The sequence below is a fragment of the Helicobacter sp. NHP19-012 genome, assembly GCF_019703325.1.
Classification (GTDB): domain Bacteria; phylum Campylobacterota; class Campylobacteria; order Campylobacterales; family Helicobacteraceae; genus Helicobacter; species Helicobacter gastrofelis.
Genome location: NZ_AP024819.1, coordinates 894,220 through 914,889, shown reverse-complemented (window position 1 = coordinate 914,889; position 20,670 = coordinate 894,220). Strand labels below are relative to the sequence as shown.

13 protein-coding genes and 2 pseudogenes are annotated in these 20,670 nt (G+C 48.9%); 9 read left to right on the top strand and 6 right to left on the bottom strand.

What is annotated here, in order from left to right; translation table 11 throughout:
* Positions 1–3: 3 nt before the first annotated feature.
* Positions 4–996 carry a ketol-acid reductoisomerase gene (gene ilvC / locus K6J74_RS04605; protein ID WP_221271137.1) on the bottom strand — a complete coding sequence of 331 codons (993 nt, stop codon included), beginning with the start codon at positions 994–996 and terminating at the stop codon, positions 4–6.
* A gap of 73 nt (positions 997–1,069) precedes the next feature.
* On the opposite strand from ilvC, the pseudogene K6J74_RS04600 reads away from it, so the two are divergent.
* From K6J74_RS04600 to K6J74_RS04580, 5 genes and pseudogenes are all read left to right on the top strand, one after another.
* A pseudogene (locus K6J74_RS04600) lies at positions 1,070–3,683 on the top strand (phosphoenolpyruvate carboxylase).
* A gap of 8 nt (positions 3,684–3,691) precedes the next feature.
* Entirely contained in the window at positions 3,692–5,287 is a 1,596-nt protein-coding gene (locus K6J74_RS04595) for a hypothetical protein (RefSeq protein ID WP_221271136.1), read from the top strand.
* Positions 5,288–5,454: 167 nt separating this feature from the next.
* Positions 5,455–7,965: a TonB-dependent receptor family protein gene (locus K6J74_RS04590; protein ID WP_221271135.1), complete on the top strand. Its 2,511-nt coding sequence runs from the start codon at positions 5,455–5,457 to the stop codon at positions 7,963–7,965.
* A 58-nt stretch (positions 7,966–8,023) separates the two neighbouring features.
* Entirely contained in the window at positions 8,024–8,812 is a 789-nt protein-coding gene (flgG, locus tag K6J74_RS04585; protein ID WP_221271134.1) for a flagellar basal-body rod protein FlgG, read from the top strand.
* 227 nt (positions 8,813–9,039) lie between these two features.
* On the top strand, positions 9,040–9,681 hold the full coding sequence (locus K6J74_RS04580; protein ID WP_221271133.1) for an outer membrane protein: 642 nt from the start codon (positions 9,040–9,042) through the stop codon (positions 9,679–9,681).
* On the opposite strand, the gene dxs is transcribed toward K6J74_RS04580, so the two are convergent.
* Genes dxs through K6J74_RS04555 form a run of 5 tightly spaced genes read right to left on the bottom strand, consistent with a single transcriptional unit; the run spans position 9,678 to position 15,722 of the window.
* On the bottom strand, positions 9,678–11,492 hold the full coding sequence (dxs, locus tag K6J74_RS04575) for a 1-deoxy-D-xylulose-5-phosphate synthase (protein ID WP_221271132.1): 1,815 nt from the start codon (positions 11,490–11,492) through the stop codon (positions 9,678–9,680). The genes K6J74_RS04580 and dxs overlap by 4 nt on opposite strands.
* A 7-nt stretch (positions 11,493–11,499) precedes the next feature.
* Positions 11,500–12,300, bottom strand: a complete 801-nt coding sequence (gene fliH / locus K6J74_RS04570) for a flagellar assembly protein FliH (protein ID WP_221271131.1) — start codon at positions 12,298–12,300, stop codon at positions 11,500–11,502.
* Positions 12,287–13,315 (bottom strand): flagellar motor switch protein FliG, encoded by a 1,029-nt coding sequence (fliG, locus tag K6J74_RS04565; RefSeq protein ID WP_221271130.1) that lies wholly within the window; start codon positions 13,313–13,315, stop codon positions 12,287–12,289. The genes fliH and fliG overlap by 14 nt, the downstream gene beginning before the upstream one ends.
* Positions 13,315–15,015, bottom strand: coding sequence for a flagellar basal-body MS-ring/collar protein FliF (gene fliF / locus K6J74_RS04560; protein ID WP_221271129.1), 1,701 nt, complete (start codon positions 15,013–15,015; stop codon positions 13,315–13,317). Before fliF ends, fliG begins: the two co-directional genes overlap by 1 nt.
* Positions 15,016–15,038: 23 nt before the next feature.
* A complete protein-coding gene (locus tag K6J74_RS04555; RefSeq protein WP_221271128.1) occupies positions 15,039–15,722 on the bottom strand; it encodes a phosphatase PAP2 family protein in 684 nt (227 codons plus the stop codon).
* A gap of 147 nt (positions 15,723–15,869) precedes the next feature.
* On the opposite strand from K6J74_RS04555, the pseudogene napA reads away from it, so the two are divergent.
* From napA to napH, 4 genes and pseudogenes are all read left to right on the top strand, one after another.
* Positions 15,870–18,691: pseudogene (napA, locus tag K6J74_RS04550) on the top strand (periplasmic nitrate reductase subunit alpha).
* An 88-nt stretch (positions 18,692–18,779) separates the two neighbouring features.
* Positions 18,780–19,088 carry a DUF1104 domain-containing protein gene (locus K6J74_RS04545; protein WP_260321520.1) on the top strand — a complete coding sequence of 103 codons (309 nt, stop codon included), beginning with the start codon at positions 18,780–18,782 and terminating at the stop codon, positions 19,086–19,088.
* Between the two features lie 5 nt (positions 19,089–19,093).
* Positions 19,094–19,849 carry a ferredoxin-type protein NapG gene (napG, locus tag K6J74_RS04540; protein WP_260321519.1) on the top strand — a complete coding sequence of 252 codons (756 nt, stop codon included), beginning with the start codon at positions 19,094–19,096 and terminating at the stop codon, positions 19,847–19,849.
* Positions 19,849–20,643 carry a quinol dehydrogenase ferredoxin subunit NapH gene (gene napH / locus K6J74_RS04535; protein WP_221271126.1) on the top strand — a complete coding sequence of 265 codons (795 nt, stop codon included), beginning with the start codon at positions 19,849–19,851 and terminating at the stop codon, positions 20,641–20,643. The genes napG and napH overlap by 1 nt, the downstream gene beginning before the upstream one ends.
* Positions 20,644–20,670: the final 27 nt, after the last annotated feature.

Genomic DNA, 20,670 nt, shown 5'->3' with positions numbered 1-20,670 from the left:
CCCCTACTTAAACAAATATTGCCGCAAATGCGCCCCCACCTGCTCCAAGGGGTGCACCCCTAGGGCTTTGCGGCTCTCGTGGATTTGGGGATAGCCCTGCTCTTTCTCATCTAAGAAACTCTTTGCAAACGAGCCGTCCTGTATCTTCGCCAGAATGCTACGCATTCTTTCTTTCACGCTTGTATCCACGACTTTGCCCCCACTCACTAGCCCCCCATACTCAGCGGTGTTAGAGATATGCTCTTGCATGCTAACCAAGCCTTTAGCGTAAATCAAATCTGCAATCACCTTCAACTCTTGCACGCACTCAAAATAGGCAACTTCTTTAGGATAACCCGCCTCCACGAGGGTGTTAAAAGCGTTGAGCAGCAAGTGCTCCACCCCCCCGCACAGCACCGCTTGCTCGCCGAACAAATCGCAATGGGTTTCGTCCTTGAAGGTGGTTTCTAAAATCCCCACCCGCCCACAGCCCAAAGCGCAGGCGTAACTTAGGGCAATTTCTTTGGCGTTTTTGTGGCTGTTGTCTTGCTGCACGCCCATTAACGCGAAGACTCCTCGCCCCTCTTTGTAATTTTCTCTTAGGGCATAACCCGTACTTTTGGGCGACACCAACGCTAAGCCCACACCCTCAGGGGCTTGCACCTGCCCGAAACACACGCTAAAGCCATGCGCAAAGATCAAAGTCTGTCCGGGCTGTATGTAGGGGGCGAGCTCTTGCTTGTAAATGTCCCCGTGGATTTCATCGGGTAAGAGAAATGCCAAAGTGGAGCACTCTTTCACGCATTTTTTGACACTAGAGACTTCAAAGCCATCTTTTTTGGCAACGGCTGCACTAGGGCTTCCGTCATACAACCCGACTTGCACCGCCACCCCACTATCCCTTAAGTTAAGTGCGTGTGCACGCCCATGCGCCCCGTAGCCCAAAATGGCGACTCTTTGGTGTAAAAGTGTTTCTAAATTGCCATCTTGGTCGGTGTAAATGGGTAAATCGCCCATAAATTACCCTTTCATTTATGATGAGCGCCTATTCTAAACGAAAACAACTTAAGTTTTGTTTTTAGGAGAGTGCGTGGCGCAAAACATCCAAGTGGAATTAGACTTTTTGCAAGACTTGCTCTTAGAAATTTTACAGGAGTTTAGCCCTAAAAGCACTAGCTATTTTAGCACCCTCAAAAGCCTATTTAAAAGCTACGCCCCCCCCACGCAATTGGCCCAAGAATTGCAAGCCACGATTAAATCGGATCAAATCTTAGAAGTGATTAAGGCTTTTTCGCTCTATCACATCTTAGCTAATCTCGTAGAAGAGCGCTATAGAAACAAACAACCCTCCACCATGGGGCTAGCCAAAGCCCATAAAGATCTCAGCCAAGCGGGCTTTAGCCCTAAGGAACTTGCCGACAAACTGCAACACATCCGCTTTTACCCCGTTTTCACCGCCCACCCCACGCAATCCATGCGCCGCACCTTTTTAGAAGCGATCCAGGAAATGTTTGGCGATCTTGCTACGATTTTTGACCACCCCTGCGACCCTTTGGGGATGAAAAAAGCCAAAGAGCGGCTCGCCTACCGCCTGCGCCTGCTGTATAAAAGCCACCTCGTGCGCCAAGAAAAACTAGAGGTCTTGTTTGAACTAGACAATCTGCTGTATATCCTAGAAAACTCGTTTCTGCCTAGCTGTTTAGATTTATGCCAACAAATCCAAGCGGCATTTAAAACCCCCCCCACCCCCGCCCCGCTCAAACTGGGCAGCTGGATCGGCGGGGATCGCGATGGTAACCCCATGGTTACTAATGCCCTCATGCGTGAAGTCGTGGCGATCCAACACCACTTTATCATCGACCTCTACCTCAAAGAGCTAGACAAATTGCGCCGTGAGTTGTCTATCTCTGTGGACTTTTGCCCCATCTCTGCTGCCCTGCAAGCCGATTTAAACGAGTCCTATCACAAACTAGACCCCACGAGTGCAAGGTTGCACCCCAAAGAGCCCTTTAGAGCCAAATTGCTTTTAATGCAAACCAAATTAAAAAACCGCCTCATCGCCCTTAATTCGCCTATCCCCATTGACTTTAGCTACCAACACGCCGGCGAACTTGTTGCCGACATTGATTTGCTTTTAGAAAACTTAGAGCCTAGTTTGCAAGGCTCTATACGCCGTTTTAAAAATTTAGTCTTGCTCACGGGCTTTCACTTGCTGAGTTTGGATTTTAGAGAACATCGGGCGGTGTTTGTCAATGCCCTGAGCGAGGTTTTTTCTCTACTCTCTCTTGCCACCGACTTTTACGCCCTGCCTGAAGAGCAAAAGCTAGAAGCCCTAAACCATGCCCTCAAACTAGAACCCATTTCCTTTTGGTCGCTGCTGCCACAGGTGAGCGCAGAGTGCAAACGGCTACTAGAGGGCTTTTTAACCATGCTTTGGGCACAGTGCAAAATCGCCAAAAACGCCTTTTCAAGTGTCATCATCTCCATGACAACGCAGGCAAGCGACCTACTCGCCGTGCTGTGGCTGGTCAAACAAGTGGGGCTAGAAAAAGATTTATACATCACTCCCCTTTTTGAAACCATTGAGGATTTAAACCACGCCCCCAAAATTTTAAAAGCCCTGCACGCCAACCCCCACTACCAAGCCTATTTGCAGGGCATGCAAAACACCCAAGAGATCATGGTGGGTTACTCCGATTCAAGCAAGGATGGGGGGATTTTTGCGAGCAACTACAACCTACACATGGCGATCTGCCGTTTGGTCGCTTTGGGTCAAGAGCTGGGCATTGAATTTATTTTGTTCCATGGGCGGGGGGAGTGTGAGTCGGGGCGGGGGAAGCTTAGAGGACGCTTTATTAAGTGCCCCGCTTTTTAGTGTGCAAGACACCTTGAAACTTACCGAACAAGGCGAAACCATCAGCTCGAGATACCTCAACAACACGAGCGCGCTCAATAATCTATCTAACATTGTGGGGGCGTTGCTAAAAAAGTCGCTCTACGATGAAAAGGGGATGTCTAAAAACCCCATTAGCCCCGCCACTAAAGAGCTCATGCAACAACTCTCAAAAATCTCTTACACCACCTACCGTCAGCTCTACACCATGCACGGCTTTTTGGAATACTTCAAACAAGCCACCCCCATCGCCTTTATCCAAGAGTTGAATTTAGGCTCACGCCCCGCCAAGCGCAAGGAAAGCACGAAGTTAGAGGATTTAAGGGCGATCCCATGGGTCTTTGCGTGGACGCAAAATAGAAGCATTTTACCGGCGTGGTTTGGCGTGGGCAGTGCGCTTAAGAGCGTGGATTTAGCCGATTTGCAAAAATGCTACCTTGAGGGTGGGTTTTTTAAGGTGGTGATCGACAACATCGCCCAAGTCTTATTAAAAGTGGATTTAGACACCGCTAGAGAATACCACCAATTCGCCCACGATGTCCCCAATGCTGCGCACATTTGGGCGCAGATTAAAAACGAATTTACCACGAGCCTAGAGCGCATTTTAGCTATCCGCCAAGAGAGCGCGTTATTAGAAAAAGACGAACTAGTTAGGCAAGGGATTTTATTTAGAACCCCCTACATCAACGCCCTTAGTTGCTTGCAAACCGAGCTCATCAAGGCGTTTAAGCACCACCCCAAAGACGAAATCAAGCTTGCCATACAAAGCACTTTAATTGGCATTGCTCAAGGCTTGAGAAACACCGGCTAGGGGGTTTCATGTTTTGGGTGTTGTGGCTTTTAGCGGTGGCTTGTTTGCAGGGTTTGACCATCCAAACCCTCCAAGATTTGCCCCTAAAACAAAAGAGTGGGCGTTTTAGCGGGTATGTCCTTTACAAAAACACCGCCCAAAAACAGCTCATTGTCGAGGGGGTGTATCGACTTCAGGGCAATCAACTTTTTTTACAGACCTTGCGCCTTAAAAAGTTACCCTCAAGCAAACGCGCAACGCCAGCAAAACACGCACTGCGTGTTTTGCCCCTAAAACTCCAAACCACGCAAGAGCTAGGTGCGCTTTTGCTAAATAAAATCCACAAAGGCACACGCATTTATTTCAAAGACCCTAGCCCCTCAAAAATGGCACAAATGCTAGACTTGCCTCCACAAACTTATCCGCACTTTGCGTCCCCACAAAGTGCCCCTTTTCTAACACCTCTAAGCCCCACAAGTGTGGGCGTAAACCCACCAAATATAGGCACGCAAAACCCGCCCCAAAACAGCACCAAAGAGAGCCAAGAGAATAAAAGTGTAAAAACCACATTCCCTACATTCCCCACCTACAACCCTAGAAGCTATAGCAGAAAACCCATGAGCACAAGAAAAACCACAAGCTCTAAGAGTTCTAGCCCACGCCCCAGCTCTGCTAGAAGTACAAGGGGTTCTACAGCCACAAGCCGCAATGCAGGCAGTTCTACGGGCGCAAAAAGCACCACAAGCACTAGAAGTTCTCCTTCTGCCCACAGTGCAGGCATACAAAGTAGAAACACACGCCGCTACAGCCCAAGGCGCACAAGCCCCAACCCCCAAAGTCCTCGTTCGAGCGCACAAAACACACCCCCTCTTTTAAGTCTGCCTTTAAGCACACAAGGGGCGCAAGAGGAAGCTTGTGGGGTTTGGAGCTATGACGATGAAAAATTGCAAGCCACACGCCCGAGTGTCGTGCGCGCTTTGGATAAAGCCAGCGGGCACTACATAGACATTAGCCCTTGTAGCCTTCAAGCCGACAGCGCACATGGCAAAGAGGCGGGGATCACGCTAGATTACGTAGAATTGCCCCCTAAAATTGAAGTGTTAGGACCCACCACGACCACACACACTTTTATTTTAAGCAAGGCAAATTACAGCGAAGGGCTATGCCCTAGAGCACGCACCCGCCAATGCCTGCAGATCGAGCCTAGCCGTGTTACAGAGTGGAGAAGCACCTACTCCACCACCACCACAAGGACCATTAGGACCTACCAACGCCCCCCCCAAGTGGGACAAACCACCCCCACGGAGTTTAGCACCACCACAGATGAGGTCAAAGCCGAGAGAAAAACCGACATCAAGAAGAACGACTTGCACTTAAGCCCTAAGTTTTTGGAGTATGTGGAGGTGTATGAAAAAGAGTATTTGGATAGCCAAGTGGCGCACTCTAAAGAATATTTGGAGTGGCAAGATAAGTATGTCCGCCCAAGTCAAGGCACTTGCAAAGAATACCAAGTGCAAGAGCTGAGTAAAGGTCAAAAAACGCGCCCAAGCATCCACAACACCCGAATCCTTTGTGTCAAGAGCGGAAACTATCTACTAGAAGAAGATAAACAAAAAGTTAATTGAGCCAAATTTTTTAGAAAATCTTAAGTTTATTAGAATACAATACGCCAACTTTATTAAAAAAGTTCGATTTTTATTACTGGCTTTGCCGGTGGTTAGGTTGAGGGCTTTCGGGTTCTCTGTGTTTTGTGTTCGACCTTTAAAATTTAGAGCGAGGAGTTTTTCGCATCATGCATAAAAGATTGCTTTCGGCTTTGATAGCCTCTTTGGCGTGCCAAGTGGCTTTAGACGCTAAGGATAAAACCTACACCCTAGGCAAAGTTTCTACCGCCGGGCAAAGAGGCAAAACCGACTACTCCGGACATGTCAATTTGGGCTATAGCGGAATCACCGCGCCTAAAAGCTGGCAAGATGAAGAGGTGAAAAAATACACGGGTAGCCGCACGGTGATCTCGCATAAAGCCCTCAGCCAACAGGCCAACCAAAGCATCGAAGAGGCCTTGCAAAATGTCCCGGGCTTACAGGTGAGAAACGCTACTGGCGTGGGGGCGATGCCCAGTATCCAAATCCGCGGTTTTGGGGCGGGGGGCTCAGGGCACAGCGATGCCACCTTGATGTTGGTCAATGGCATCCCCGTTTATATGGCGCCTTACTCGCACATTGAGCTAGACATCTTCCCCGTAACCTTCCAAGCCATCGATCGCATCGATGTGATCAAGGGCGGGGGAAGCGTGCAATACGGACCCAACACCTATGGCGGGATCGTGAACATCATCACCAAGCCCATTCCCAAGCACTGGGAAAACCAAGTGGCGGAGAGAACCACCTTTTGGGCTAAGGCGCGCAATGCAGGATTTGCTGCGCCTCCTGGCAAAACCGGTAATCCCTCTTTCTTAAAATCTTTAGGCAATGACATCCTTTACAACACCTATGTGCGTAGCGGAGGGATGATCAACAAACATGTCGGCGTGCAGGCGCAGGCTAACTGGGTCGATGGACAGGGCTTTAGGGACAACAGCCCGACCAATATCCAAAACTACTGGCTCGATGGAGTCTATGACATCAACGAAAAAAACGGCATCAAAGCCTACTACCAATACTATAAATTCAACATCGCCCAGCCCGGGAGCCTAAGCGCAGAGCAGTACCAAGAAAACCGCTTTGCCAACATGCGTCCTTTGAACTCCAAAGGCGGGCGATCCCAGCGCTTTGGCATCGTGTATGAAAACCGCTTTGGCGACTTAGAAAAAATCGGGGGGACTTTTAGCTTCACCTACTATGGGCAATTCATGACGCGCGACTTCCAAGTGAGCTCTAGCTACAACAGCGCGAACATGGTGACTTGCTTTAGTGCTGCAAGCTGTGCGGCGCAGGGGCTTAGTGGCTACAACTTAGCCGTGCCCTACTACGCCACGAACTACAATGGCTGGGGCGAAGTGGAAAACCCCGTGCGCTCCATCAACAACGCCTTTGAGCCCAAGGTGAATCTCGTGGTGAATACTGGCAAGGTCAAACAAACTTTTATCATGGGCTTGCGCTACATGACCACCACCTTTTTACAACGCCAATACATGAACACCAACGAGTGTGCCACTAAAACGAGCGGAGAGGGGGCAGGCTTTTTATGTGAGGGCGCAAATGTGATGAGCGGCTGGCAACCCCACATCAAGCATGGTTTGTATAAGAACTGGAATAACTGGCGCAACGACTACACCGCCGTGTATTTGAGCGATCGCATCGAAACTTGGAATGGGCGCTTTTTTGTGGTGCCCGGACTGCGCTACGCTTTGGTGCAATACAACAATGAAAACGCTGCTAACTGGGCCTCCATCCCTAAAAAAGACCTAGAAAAAATTAAGAATATGAATAACTGGATGCCCTCGACTAATATAGGCTTTATCCCCATACAGGGCGATCACACGCTGCTCACTTACTTTAACTACCAACGCTCCTATGTCCCGCCACAATTGGATGTTTTGAGCTATGGCGGGGCGGAATACTTCACCCAACATTTTGACACCGTAGAAGTTGGGGCGCGCTACACTTATAAGAGTAAGGTTAGCTTCAATGCCGACTTTTTCCGCATTTGGGCTAGAGATTTTGCGACCGGGCAATATTCTATCTACACCAGCGGACCTATGAAGGGCAATGTGCGCCCCGTCAATGGCTATTCTCAGGGTGTAGAGTTAGAGGCATACTATAGACCCATTCAGGGTTTACAGCTCCACGCCGCCTTTAACTACATTGACACGCGTGTTACCAGCCACGAGCAATTAACAGATTTAAATGGCGGTGTTTTGCCCGGGACCAGCTACAACAAGCACTTCCCCTTTGTGAGTCCCTACCAATTCATCTTAGACGCGCGCTACACCTATAAAAAAACCACCTTTGGTTTGTCTAGCTACTTTTATAGCCGGGCTTACAGCGGGATCAGCAACAGCGCAGCGGGGGGCTACTATGGAACCCAGCGTTACACTAATTCTGGTCCAAATGCCAATGGCGGACAATGTGCGGCGTGGTGTATGACCCAACACGAGGGGATGTTGCCCTGGTATTGGGTGTGGAATATCCAAGTGAGTCAAGTCTTTTGGGAGAGTGGGCGGCATAAAATCGTGGGCAGCTTACAGGTGAATAATATTTTCAACATGAAGTATTACTTCACCGGCATTGGTTCTAGCCCAGCAGGTTTGCAACCCGGCCCCGGGCGCTCGGTTACGGCGTATTTGAGTTACACTTTCTAAACTTTAGATTGGGTGATTTAGGCTATAATGTGGTTTAAATTTTGAATAAAGGCTAGCCATGTTGCGATCTCTTTACAGTGCGACCACAGGAATGCTCGGGCAACAAACTCACATCGACACCACTTCTAACAACATCGCCAATGTCAACACCGTGGGCTTTAAGCGCCAAAGGGCAGACTTCAACGATCTCTTCTATCAGGCTTTGCAATACGCCGGCACTTCCACCTCGGACACCACCAAATCGCCCAATGGCATTGAAGTGGGCCTAGGTGTGCGGACTTCTAGCGTGACGAAAATGTTCTCTCAGGGCAGCCCTAAAGAAACGGAGAACAACCTAGATTTAGCCATCACAGGCAAGGGGTTTTTCCAAGTGCAAATGCCCGATGGCTCTACGGCTTACACCCGCGCGGGCAATTTTAAAATTGACGATCAGGGCAATATGGTAACCACCGAGGGCTATTTACTCATCCCCCAAATCACCTTCCCCCAAGACACCACGCAAATTAGTATCGGCGTGGATGGCACCGTGAGTGTAACGCAGGGCAATGCCAGCACTTCTAATGTGATCGGGCAAATCACTTTAGCAAATTTTATCAACCCCGCCGGCTTGCATGCTTTGGGTGATAACTTGCTTGCCGTAACCTCAGCCAGCGGTCCGGCGATTGTGGGTAACCCTAATGCCGATGGCTACGGGCAGTTGCGCCAAGGGTTTTTAGAACTTAGCAATGTGCGCTTGGTCGAGGAGATGACGGACTTAATCACTGCCCAACGCGCCTATGAAGCTAACTCTAAGACGATCCAAACGGCGGATAATATGCTCCAAACGGTCAATAGTTTAAAACGCTAGGGGGCTTGACAAAGTCTTTTCTTTTGCGTTAGAATGTGCGGTTTATTTAATTTTTGTAAAGGAGTTTATGGTATGGTGAAGAAAGCAATCAGCAATCAGCAATCAGCAAGGACAAGGCAAGTAAAAGTAAGTTTCTAGCTTTCTTTGGCTCTCTAGCCCTTTGTTCTTTTGCCCCTTTGAGTGCAGAGAAAAACGGGGTTTATACTTCCATAGGGTTTCAATACAGCATGGTTAAGACGACCAATAGTGGCGCAAGTTATGGGAAAATGAAGGTTGAACAGCCTACTTTCAGCTATAAAAACGGGCAAAGCAACATGTATGGCTTTGGCTTTAACATAGGCTACAAAGCGTTCTTTGGCAAAAGCAAACGCAATGGGTTGCGTTTCTTTGCCTACTACGATTATGGCTACAGCAACCCCAACTTTGATGGCCCACGCTATAACCTCAATGCCTACGGGGCGGGCATGGATTATCTCTTTGACTTCATCAACAAAGATGATACGCAAGTGGGCTTTTTTATCGGCTTTGCGCTTGCGGGTAACTCTTGGAACAACTCAGGAGCGTCTAATATAGAATCCACAGCTAAATATCTCAATGATGTCTTAGCCCCCTTAGCTGCCGCAAATGATGGAAGCGTAAAAGCCAGCACAAATTTTAGCTATTTTCAACTCCCTATCCAATGGGGGATTAGGGCAAATGTCAGCAAACACCAAGGTTTCGAGTTTGGCATGAAAATCCCCTTAGTGCGCAACTACTACTTTAAGTCGGTCGCCAAAAGCAATGCCCCCGGCGACAAAGCCGTTCACATTGACGGCATCACCTTCCAAAGAAGCGTGGTGTTCTACGCCAACTATGTGATCAACTTCTAGGCTAAGACTCTCTTAGCCAAAGTGGGGGGGTCGATTTGCAAGGCTTGCTCGACTAAAGAGCTTTTGCCATGCGCGGGGTAGCAATCTGCCACTTCAAAACTTTCAATGCTGACCCCCCCGCCCAAAAACTCTAACAAGGCGCTAGCTACTCCCCCCATTAAGTAGGAATCGCTAAAGACATAGATTTTAGAGTAGCGGGGCAGAATTTCTTTAAGCGCACTATCTAGGGGTTTTAAAAAACATAAATCCAAGAGAGCCACTTTTAGCCCCTTGTCTTCTACAAGTTTTAAGGTTTGGTGCGCCCGCCCCACGCCATTGCCATAGCCCACAAATAAAATATCTCCCTCAGGTTTGAGAAGTGCGCATTTGCCTAGCGTGTAGGGCGTGGGCGCAAAAACCCCCTCTTCTAGCAAAAACGCCCCCCGTGGGTAGCGAAAAGCACAGGGACCCGTTGTGTGCTCTTTAGCAAAATGGATCGCATTTTGTAGCGTAGCGTTGTCTCTTGGGGCAAGTAAAGTCATATTAGGGATCGGGCGCAAATAGGCGATGTCTAACAAACCTTGGTGGGTTTCGCCATCCTCGCCCACAATCCCGGCGCGATCGATCGCAAATTTTACAGGCAAGGACATGATACCCACATCATGCACGATTTGATCGAACGCCCTTTGTAAAAAGGTCGAGTAAATGCTGACAAAGGGTTTAAAGCCCTCTTTGGCTAAAGCCGCCATAGAAGTTACGGCGTGTTGCTCGGCAATGCCGACATCCCAAAATCTTGTAGGGTAGCTGTCTATGAGTTTGCCAAGCCCCGTGCCCCCGGGCATGGCTGCCGTCACGCCCACGATTTTATCATCACGGCTGGCTAGTTCAAAAAGTGTGTTTGAATAAACTTGGGTGGGGTTAGCCACTTTGGGTGCGCTTTTGAGGCTTTGCCCCGTTTCTAAGTCAAAGGGACCCACGCCATGCCACTTTTCATACTTGCCCTCTGCCATTTTATAGCCCTTGCCCTTAGTGGTTTGGGCGTGGATGAGTAGGGGGGTTTTGGTGTCTTTGGCAATTTTTAACGCTTGCGTGATCGCCTCTAAGTCGTGCCCGTCAATGGGACCTAAATAGCTGATGCCTAGCTCTTCAAAGAAAATCCCCGGGGTGATGAGCTTTAAGGATTCTTCAAAGCGGTTAGCTAAATAATTCACGCCCTCGGGCATGGACTTTAAAATGTTTTTGATCCTCTCTCTAAAAGACTGGTAGAGTGGGCGTGCCATGAGTTGCGATAAGGCGTTGCTGATCGCGCCTATGGGCTTGGCGATACTCATTTCGTTGTCGTTTAGCAAAATCACTAAGGGGTATTTGCGATCGCCCAGCTCATCTAAAGCTTCGTAAGCAAGCCCTGCACTCAAACTTCCATCGCCCACCATCACCACCGGCACTTCTGCCTTGCCTTGCAAAGCGTAAGCCTTAGCCACGCCCACGCCCACAGAGATCGCCGTAGAGCTGTGCCCGGCGATGAAGTAGTCGTAGGGCGACTCACTAGGGCGCACAAAACCGCTAAGCCCGCCCATTTGGCGCAAAGTGCTAAAGCTCTCAAAGCGTCCTGTTAAAAGTTTATGGGCGTAGGCTTGGTGGCTGGTGTCAAAGATGAAGGGGTGTTTGTCCTTGTCAAAGACATTATGCAAGCCCACAATCAGCTCAATCGCCCCAAGAGACGAGCTTAAATGTCCCCCATGCGCACTCACCACTTCTAAAATCCGCTCCCTCAGTTGGGCACACACCCGCTCTAAATGGGGCAAATCTCTTTGATAAACTTCTAAATCCATGCCTTGTCTAAGCCTTTAGATTGTCTAGCACGCTCTCTTTTAAGTTCTTGTAGCGCGCCATTAAATTGCCATCAATGTTGCCCTGTGAGCTGGTGATTAAAACCCCCCCCTTAGCGATCGCATCGCTGGGTTCTAGCTTGATTTTGGGGAGGTTTTTAAGGTTTTGGGAGAGAAAGGGATAATCTAAAGTGTTGACCTTCACGCAAATGTCGGTGGCATCCATGATATTTTTTAACAACTCTTTAGCTAGGGCTAGGGCGACCTCTTGGCTCTTTTCCTCCACTTCTTTAACGATCACCTCTTTAGCAATTTCTACCGCGATCGCACTAAGTTCCTTTTCAAGGGCTTCTAAGTGGGTTTGGGATTGTTGCATTTTTTGATCGATCGTTGTGAGCGATTGCAATAAATGGTTTTTTTCCTCATCTATGCTAGCGCTCAGCTCGTCTTTAGCCTTTTGCTCGCCTTCTTTAAAACCTATTTTGTAATTGTCCTCCCTAGTTTGTTGCAAGAGGGTTTGGTTCTCCTCTTGGCTCTTTTCAAATTGCATTTGGAGTTTGGCAAGTTGCCCTGAGAGTTCATCGGTTTTTTTTAGCAAACACTCGATGAGGTCGTTTTCTAATTGTATGGAGCGTTCAATGGGTGCGCTTTCTTCAATGGGCTCGGGGTGTTGTTCTTTGGGCGGTTTTTTCTCCTCGGGTTTTTCGGCGGCAATTTCAGCAAAGGATTTAAAGGTGTATTTTTTAATCGTGTGCTTGTCAAGATCTTCTTTGGGGATTAAATTTTCATCGCTCGAATTATTCAATGACATCTTCCTCTCCGCCCATTTGGATCACGCCTTTTTCTGCGAGCGATTGGACGATCTCGATAATCTTGCGTTGCGCTGATTCGACATCTTTGATTTTTACAGCCCCCAGATACGCCATTTCCTCGACGAATTGGTCGCTTGCACGGGTGCTCATATTGCTTAAGAATTTTGTTTTTAACTCTTCTGTGGAAGTTTTAAGTGCCAAAGTGAGATCTTTTTTATCCGCCACCTTAAGGATTTCACGGATCGCAAAGTTGTCAAGCCCACTGATGTCTTCAAAGGTGAACATCATCTCTTTAATGTCATTGGCAAGTTTAGCATCGATGTTTTCAATGCGCGCCAAAGTCGTTTTAGCCGCTTTTTGCCCCAAGCGGTTAAAGATTTCAGCCACCGCACGCGTGCCGCCCACTTCGACTTTGTAGCTAGTGAGGGCTTCTAATTTATTTTCTAGCACGGTGGAAACCCGTTTAACCACCTGCGGGGAGATGTCGCCAAGACTTGCCATGCGGATACTCACCTCTGCTTTCATGTCATCGGGGAAAAAGCTTAGGGTTTCGGCGGCATTGGCCGATTCCATATGCGCTAAGATCAAGGCGATGGTTTGAGGGTGTTCGTTGATGATGAAGTCAGCAAGTTGCTGGGGTTTGATACGCCCCAAGTAAGAAAAGTTTTTTTGGGTTTGCAGGCTACGGCTCAGTTTCTCTAAAATGATCTTTGCCTGCTCGGGACCTAGTGCCTTAATTAAAAGCTCTCTAGCATACTCCAAACCGCCGCTGTTGATGTATTGGTTGGATTGCAAAATGGCAAAAAACTCTTCTAAAACCGCTGCCCCGATGGCTTTATCCGTGCCGTTAAGTTGCACGATTTGCTTGCTGATCTCGGTGATCGAATCCACATCTAAATGGCGTAAAATCCCGGCAGTGGCCTCCTCGCCCACTTGGATGAGCAAAATAGCAATTTTTTCAGACATCGTAAACTCGTCTAATTGCGTCTTCTGTCTAGGGGTTAGTTTAGCCATTAATTCCCTTTGGTGTTAGTGATAGCAACCTCATCCTTAATCAAAAGCTTAAACAAAGAGGCGATTTCTTCGGGTTTTTCTTTAATAGAGCTACGCACCCGCTCAAGCATAATATCATACTTAACATCCTCTTCATTAAAGCTCGCACTAAGCCCCAACTGATCCTCCACCTTTTTACGCATTTCGCCGAAACGATCGACCTCCTCCTCATCATCCTCATCCATAGCAAAGAGGGATTGCACCTGTTCCTCTTCATCGGGGTGGATCTCAAGCATGCGTTGGCTGAAAGGCGTGATGACTTTTTTGTAAAAGACAAACAGCACCAAGCCTACAATGATGTATTTAAGCAAAGATGAGAAAGGACCTAAAACTTTCTCAGTAGTCGCCACGACTTTTTCATATGCACTCATGGGTACATATTTAGCCGACTTACCATTAAATTCAAAATTGCTGACGGTTACTGCATCGCCTCTAGCTTGATTATAGCCGATGGCTTGCTTGACTAAGGCATTGATTTTACTCATTTCATCCGCACTCAATGCGACATATTCTACACTCTCTGTGCCGTTTTTATCTACTTTTTTGTATTTGCCATCCACGACTACAGCGGCATTTAAACGGGTTAAGACCCCAAATTCGCCCTTGATTTCGCTCACGGTCTTACCCACTTCGTAGTTGGTGGTATTGGTGGATTTCTCGTATTTTTCTTTTTCTGCGCTGTTTAAGCCTTGCACAGGCCCGATGTTGCTCACCACTCCGGGCACCCCACCCACTTGCTTTTTGGGTAAGCCCTCTTTTTTCTCTTCCATCGTTTGCTCACTGCGCACGACATTGTTAGGATCAAAGGTTTCTTTGGTGCTTTTCTTTTGGCTAAAGTCAAACTCCGCGCTCACCTTTGCCACGACCTTGTCGCGCCCGCCCACGATGGGAGCTAAAATGTTGGCAATTTTACTTTCTAAAATGTTTTCAAAGTTTTGTTTGTAGTGCAACTGGGCTTGGGCGAGTTCTCTCGTGGTGTCTAGCTCGTCATTTTCGCCCAAAGGCTCGCCATTCTCATTCACCAGCTTGACATTTTCCACCGTGAGTTTAGGCACAGAGGCGGCGATTAAATTTTTAATGCCTAAGATTTGCTTAGGCAACAAGCGCATGTTGGGTTTGATTTTGAGCATCACCGAGGCAGTAGGGGGGATCTCGCGGCTCACAAACACGCTGTCTTTGGGAATAGCGATGTGCACATCCGCCTTTTCAATCGGCACAAGGCTTTCAATGGTGCGGCTTAATTCCCCCTCAATCGCGCGGATGTACTTAATGTTCTGATCAAAGTCTGTTGCCCCAAAATCCTTCACATCAAAGATCTCATAGCCGACCTTACTAGTTTTGGGGATGCCCTGAGAAGCTAGAGAAATGCGCTCCTCATAGACCTTGTCTTTGGGGATTAAAATGGTGTCGTCCTTGGGGATTTTATAGGGGATGTGTTTTTGCTGCAGATGTTGTAAAATCAGCGCATTGTCGCTAGCGTCCATGCCCTCAAAGAGCACCCCATACCCGCTCAAATCCCCCCTATCTTTGGTCGGGTAAACCAATAAAAAGATCAAAAAACCCACAATTAAGGATACCGCCACCACAACAGTGATCTTTTGTGCTTTATTGAGTCTTGAGAAAAGACGGATAATCTGTTGTAATAAGCCCCTAAAATCCACGAGCCATCCCAAAAGTCATTGAACTAAGTCCGTTTTAAATAGCCTAAATAAAATCCCATAGAACAACACACACAGCCCATGCCCATTAAAAATCCCCCCAAAACATCCGTAGGGTAGTGCACTCCCAAATACACCCGATCATACATCATCAAAAAAATCCAAAAAAACAAGAACACAAAGCCTCCCACCTTTGCCCCCACATTTACTCTAGAGGTGCAGAGCAAAAACGCCAACAAACCATAAAAAAGTGTAGCGGCTAGGGCGTGTCCGCTAGGAAAGCTAAAACCATGCGCCAAATACAATTCCCCATTAGTGGCAGGGCGGGGGCGTTGCACAAGGTGCTTTAAGGTTTTAAGTGCCACCTCACCCACAAGCACGGTGCTAAAAAACCAAACCCCCAGAGCGGTGCGCTTTTTAAACACCCACCAAAGGGCGATGAGTAGAGCCGCTGGTGTGGTGAGTTTGGATTGGGCAAACCAAGTGCTCAAAAGCACAAATTTAAGCCAAATCCCTTGAGTGGGCTCTGGAGTGCGGATCAAACCAATGAAAAAGCGATCCACACTTTGCACCCACTCTTGTTTTTGGATCACCCCACTGGCATCTAACCCCAACAACACAAAGAAAATCGCCCCCCAAAACCACAACAACTTGACCGCTAATTTTTGCCCATTTCTCACACCCACCGACCCTTTATAGGGAGTTGCCATTTAAAACCTCCATACCACATAATAAGCGGGAATGATAACGAAAAATTGGTAAAAAATAGCCATAAACCCAGTCATTTACTAAGTATTTGCCCTACAAACGCATAAATTTTGACTATAATATCTCCACAAAAGCATAAAGGACAGTCCATGACAACAAATCCCTCAGAAGATGTAACCCCCCAAAATGAGAGCCGTCGAGAGTTTTTAAAATCAGCCGCCTTAGCCTCTGCGATGGGCAGTGCAGGGCTCTTAACCCCTCCCGCTTTGCAAGCCAAGGCCGAACATGCCCAAGAGGGCTGGAAGTGGGATAAAGCCGTATGCCGCTTTTGCGGTACGGGTTGCGGGATCATGGTTGCCACCAAAGGCGATAAAATCGTCGCCACAAAGGGCGATCCACTAGCCCCCGTCAATAAGGGGCTCAACTGCATTAAAGGCTACTTCAACGCCAAGATCATGTACGGGGCTGATCGCCTTGTCGAACCGCTTTTAAGGGTCAATGACAGGGGTGAGTTTGATAAAAAGGGCAAGTTCCAGCAAGTTTCTTGGAAACGCGCCTTTGATGAAATGGAAAAGCAGTTTAAAAAATATTATAAAGAAATGGGGCCCACCGGCGTGGGGGTCTTTGGCAGCGGGCAATGGACGATCCTAGAGGGCTATGCCGCTTTAAAACTGATAAAAGCCGGCTTTAGGGGCAACAACATCGATCCCAACGCCCGCCACTGCATGGCAAGCGCGGCTGCCGGATTCATGCAAACCTTTGGAATCGATGAGCCCAGCGGGTGCTATGACGACATCGAAATCACGGACACCATCATCACTTGGGGGCAAACATGGCAGAAATGCACCCCATTTTATGGTCAAGGGTGAGCGATCGAAAGCTTAACAGCCCCGACAAGGTCAAGGTCATCAACTTAACAACCTTTTCTAACCGCACTTCTAGCGTGGCAGATGTAGAGATCATCTTCACGCCCAACACGGACTTAGCCATTTGGAACTACATTGCGCGCGAGATTGTCTATAACCACCCCGAGGCGATCGACCAAAAATTCTTAGATGATCATATTGTGTTTGCCACCGGATACGCCGACATTGGCTATGGCATGCGCTCTGATCCCAACCACCACGGCTTTAAAGCGAGCGAAAAGGACACCGTGGCTAAACAAAACGCCATCACTCTAGATGAGGATGAGGCGATTGCCCTCAAACACTTGGGCGTGAAAGCGGGCGAGGTGTTCAAAATGGAGCACCAAAAAGAAGCGGGCAAACACTGGCAAATCACCTTTGCCCAGTTTAAAGAAGCCCTAGAACCCTACACCCTAGACTATGTCGCCAGAGTCGCTAAGGGCGATAGGAACGAGTCGATGGAGAGCTTTAAGCATAAATTGCAACACCTTGCCAAACTTTACATCGAGAAAGACCGCAAGGTGGTGAGCTTTTGGACGATGGGCTTTAACCAACACACAAGGGGTTCTTGGGTGAATGAACAAGCCTACATGGTGCATTTCTTGCTCGGCAAACAAGCCAAGCCCGGCTGTGGGGCGTTTTCACTCACCGGCCAGCCCAGCGCATGTGGCACGGCTAGAGAGGTGGGGACATTTAGCCACCGCTTGCCCGCAGATATGGTCGTGAACAACCCCGAGCATGTCAAAATCGCCGAAAAGCTTTGGCATTTGCCCAAAGGCACGATCAACCCCAAACCCGGCTACCACTTTGTGGCGATGATGCGTGCTTTAGAAGATGGCAAGGTGAAATTCATTTGGGTGCAGGTAAACAACCCATGGCAAAACACCGCAAATGCCAACCATTGGATCAAGGCGGCTAGAGAAATGGACAACTTCATCGTGGTGAGCGATTGCTATCCGGGCATCAGCGCGAAGGTGGCGGATTTGATTTTACCCACCGCCATGATTTATGAAAAGTGGGGGGCGTATGGCAATGCCGAGCGCCGTACACAACACTGGAAACAACAAGTTACGCCCGTGGGCTCAGCCATGAGCGACACTTGGCAGATTTTAGAGTTTGCCAAACGCTTCAAGCTCAAAGAAGTTTGGGGCGAGCATAAAATCGATGACAAACTCACCTTGCCCAATGTCTTGGCTGAGGCACGTAAAATGGGCTACAAGGACAACGACACGCTCTACCATGTGCTCTTTGACAACCGCTTTAGCCGTAAGTTTTTAGCCAATGACCCCATCGGTCGGGGTGCGCCCAACTCCGAAGTCTTTGGCGATAGACGCCATGTGATCGGCAGTGATGGCAAGCCTTTTAAAGGTTATGGCTTCTTCATCCAAAAATACTTGTGGGAAGAGTACCGCAAATTCGGCAGAGGGCATGGGCACGACTTGGCTTATTTTGACGACTACCACAGAGCAAGGGGGCTAAGATGGCCGGTGGTCAATGGCAAAGAAACCCTCTGGCGTTTCAACACCAAGTACGACCCTTACGCTAAAAAAGCCGCCCCCAATGGGGATTTTGCCTTCTATGGTAAGGCGGGTAAAAAGCTCGTGAGCGGGGATTTAAGAGGCCCACAGGGCACAGAGGCCAAAAGCCTAGCCAACAAGGCTAAGATTTTCTTTAGACCTTTCATGAAAGCCCCTGAGCGCCCCAGCAAAGAGTATCCCTTTTGGCTGGCTACGGGTCGGGTCTTGGAGCATTGGCACAGCGGTACGATGACCATGCGTGTGCCCGAGCTCTTTAGAGCTGTGCCCGAGGCTTTGTGCTACATGAATGAAGAGGATGGCAAAAAGCTAGGCCTAAATCAAGGTGATGCAGTGTGGATTGAATCACGTCGGGCTAGCGTGAAGGCTAGGGTGGATATGCGTGGGCGCAACAAGCCACCCGCAGGGCTGGTTTATGTGCCTTGGTTTGATGAAAATGTGTTCATCAACAAGGTTTGTTTGGACGCAACCTGCCCCATTTCTAAACAAACGGATTATAAAAAATGTGCGGTGAAAATCACCAAAGCTTAAGGGAGCTTGATGACAAAATTTAAGAGGGCTTTGGCGGTTTTGGCTGTGTCGGGGTTGTGCGTGGGGTTGTGGGCAGACCCAAACCCCTTTGCCCGCCCATGAGAGCGACCAAGAGCTCATCAGCATGGCGGGCAAAATAGACGCAGAAAAAGTCCCCGACTACCACATGGAGCTATACAAGCGGGCAAAAAAATTGAGCCTAGCAGAGCGCAAGAAGTTTTACCATAGGGTGATTGCAGCGGCGAACAAAAACACCGCCAACATGACAATGGAGGAATTTGAAAACCACATGGAGGCGATCCAAAAAGCGATTAGGGCTAGGGTGGCTAAAATGACGCGCACACAATTTGACGCCACGGGGTTACGCCTAGATGGCAAACTCCCCTACACAAATTAAAGGTTTTGATGCAAAGACGGGCGTTTTTACAAACAGCCCTTAAGGGGGCTTTGCTGTGCGGCAGTGGGGGGGCGTTTTTGGCTGCCATGCTCAAAGCCAAGCACAGTAAGGACTCGTATGCGCTAAGACCCCCCGGGGCAGAGGATGAAGAGCGTTTTTTGAGCCTATGTATCCGCTGTGGGCTGTGTGTGAAGGATTGCCCCTACAACACCCTAAAACTCGCTACTTTGCTCGATCACGCCAAGGTCGGCACGCCTTTTTTTGAAGCCCGCAAAGTCCCTTGCTACCTCTGTCCCGACATCCCTTGTATTAAAGCTTGCCCCACAAGCGCGCTAGACAAGAAGCACTTAGAGAAAAATCAAGGCGTGGGATCGCTTAAAATGGGTGTAGCGGTGGTCGATCCGATCTCTTGCGTGGCGTTTTGGGGGATTCGTTGCGATGTGTGCTACCGGGTTTGCCCCCTCATCGATCGCGCCATTAAGCTAGAAAACAAACACAACGAACGCACGGGCAAGCACGCCTATATGTTGCCCATGGTCCAAAACGATGTGTGCGTGGGCTGTGGGCTGTGTGAAAGGGCGTGTATCACCAAAGAGCCGGCGATTCGGGTCTTGCCCGTGGCGTTTGTGAGTGGCAAGGTGGGCAACCACTATGTCAAGGGCTGGGACGCAAAAGATCAAGAGCGGGTGAAAGACGCCAAGCCCAACACCCTAAACCCCAAGACAGACAACCCCCTAGACTACCTGAATAAGGGGCTTTAATGCGCTATTTAGTGCTAAGGCGGCTCATGCAATGCGGTATTTTAGCCCTTTTTGCCGCCAACACTTGGATACTCAAGGGCAATTTGAGCGCGTCTAGGTTGTTCAACACGATCCCCCTAAGCGATCCTTTTGCGGCTCTGCAGGTGTTTTTAGCCAGTTTGCACGTTGAGATCACGGCACTCTTGGGGGCACTCTTGGTGCTGTGTGTGTATGGCTTGTTCTTGGGGCGGGCGTTTTGTGCGTGGGTGTGTCCGGTGAATATGATCGTGGATTTTGCGGCGTGGGTGCGGCGCAAACTCCAATTTAGGGGCGTGCATTTGGGCTTGCCTAAGAATTTGCGCTACATCCTCTTAGCTCTAAGCTTAATCCTCTCCTTTGCGCTTGCCACGCCCGCCTTTGAGAGTGTGTCCTTCATCGGGGTGGTGCAAAGGGGGATCATTTTAGGCACGGCCTCGTGGCTCATTGTGGCGTTGTTGCTCTTTTGCGTGGATGCGTTTTTGGGTGATAAAATCATTTGCTCCAAACTCTGCCCCTTGGGGGCGTTTTATGCGCTCACCAGCCGCTACGCGCTCTTAAAGATCAAGCATGACGCGATGCGTTGCACCAAGTGCGAACTGTGTTGGGAAATTTGCCCCGAGCGGCAGGTGCTGTGGATGGTGGGGCTTAAAAGCGTGTCGGTCAATTCGGGGGAGTGCACCCGTTGCGGGCGGTGCATTGAGGTGTGCGAGGACGATGCGTTGGGGTTTAGCATTTTGGACTTGAAAGGAAGTTTTAAGAAAAAGGACCTAGGCTAGAGCTTTTATCGCTTTGGAGGATAAAAG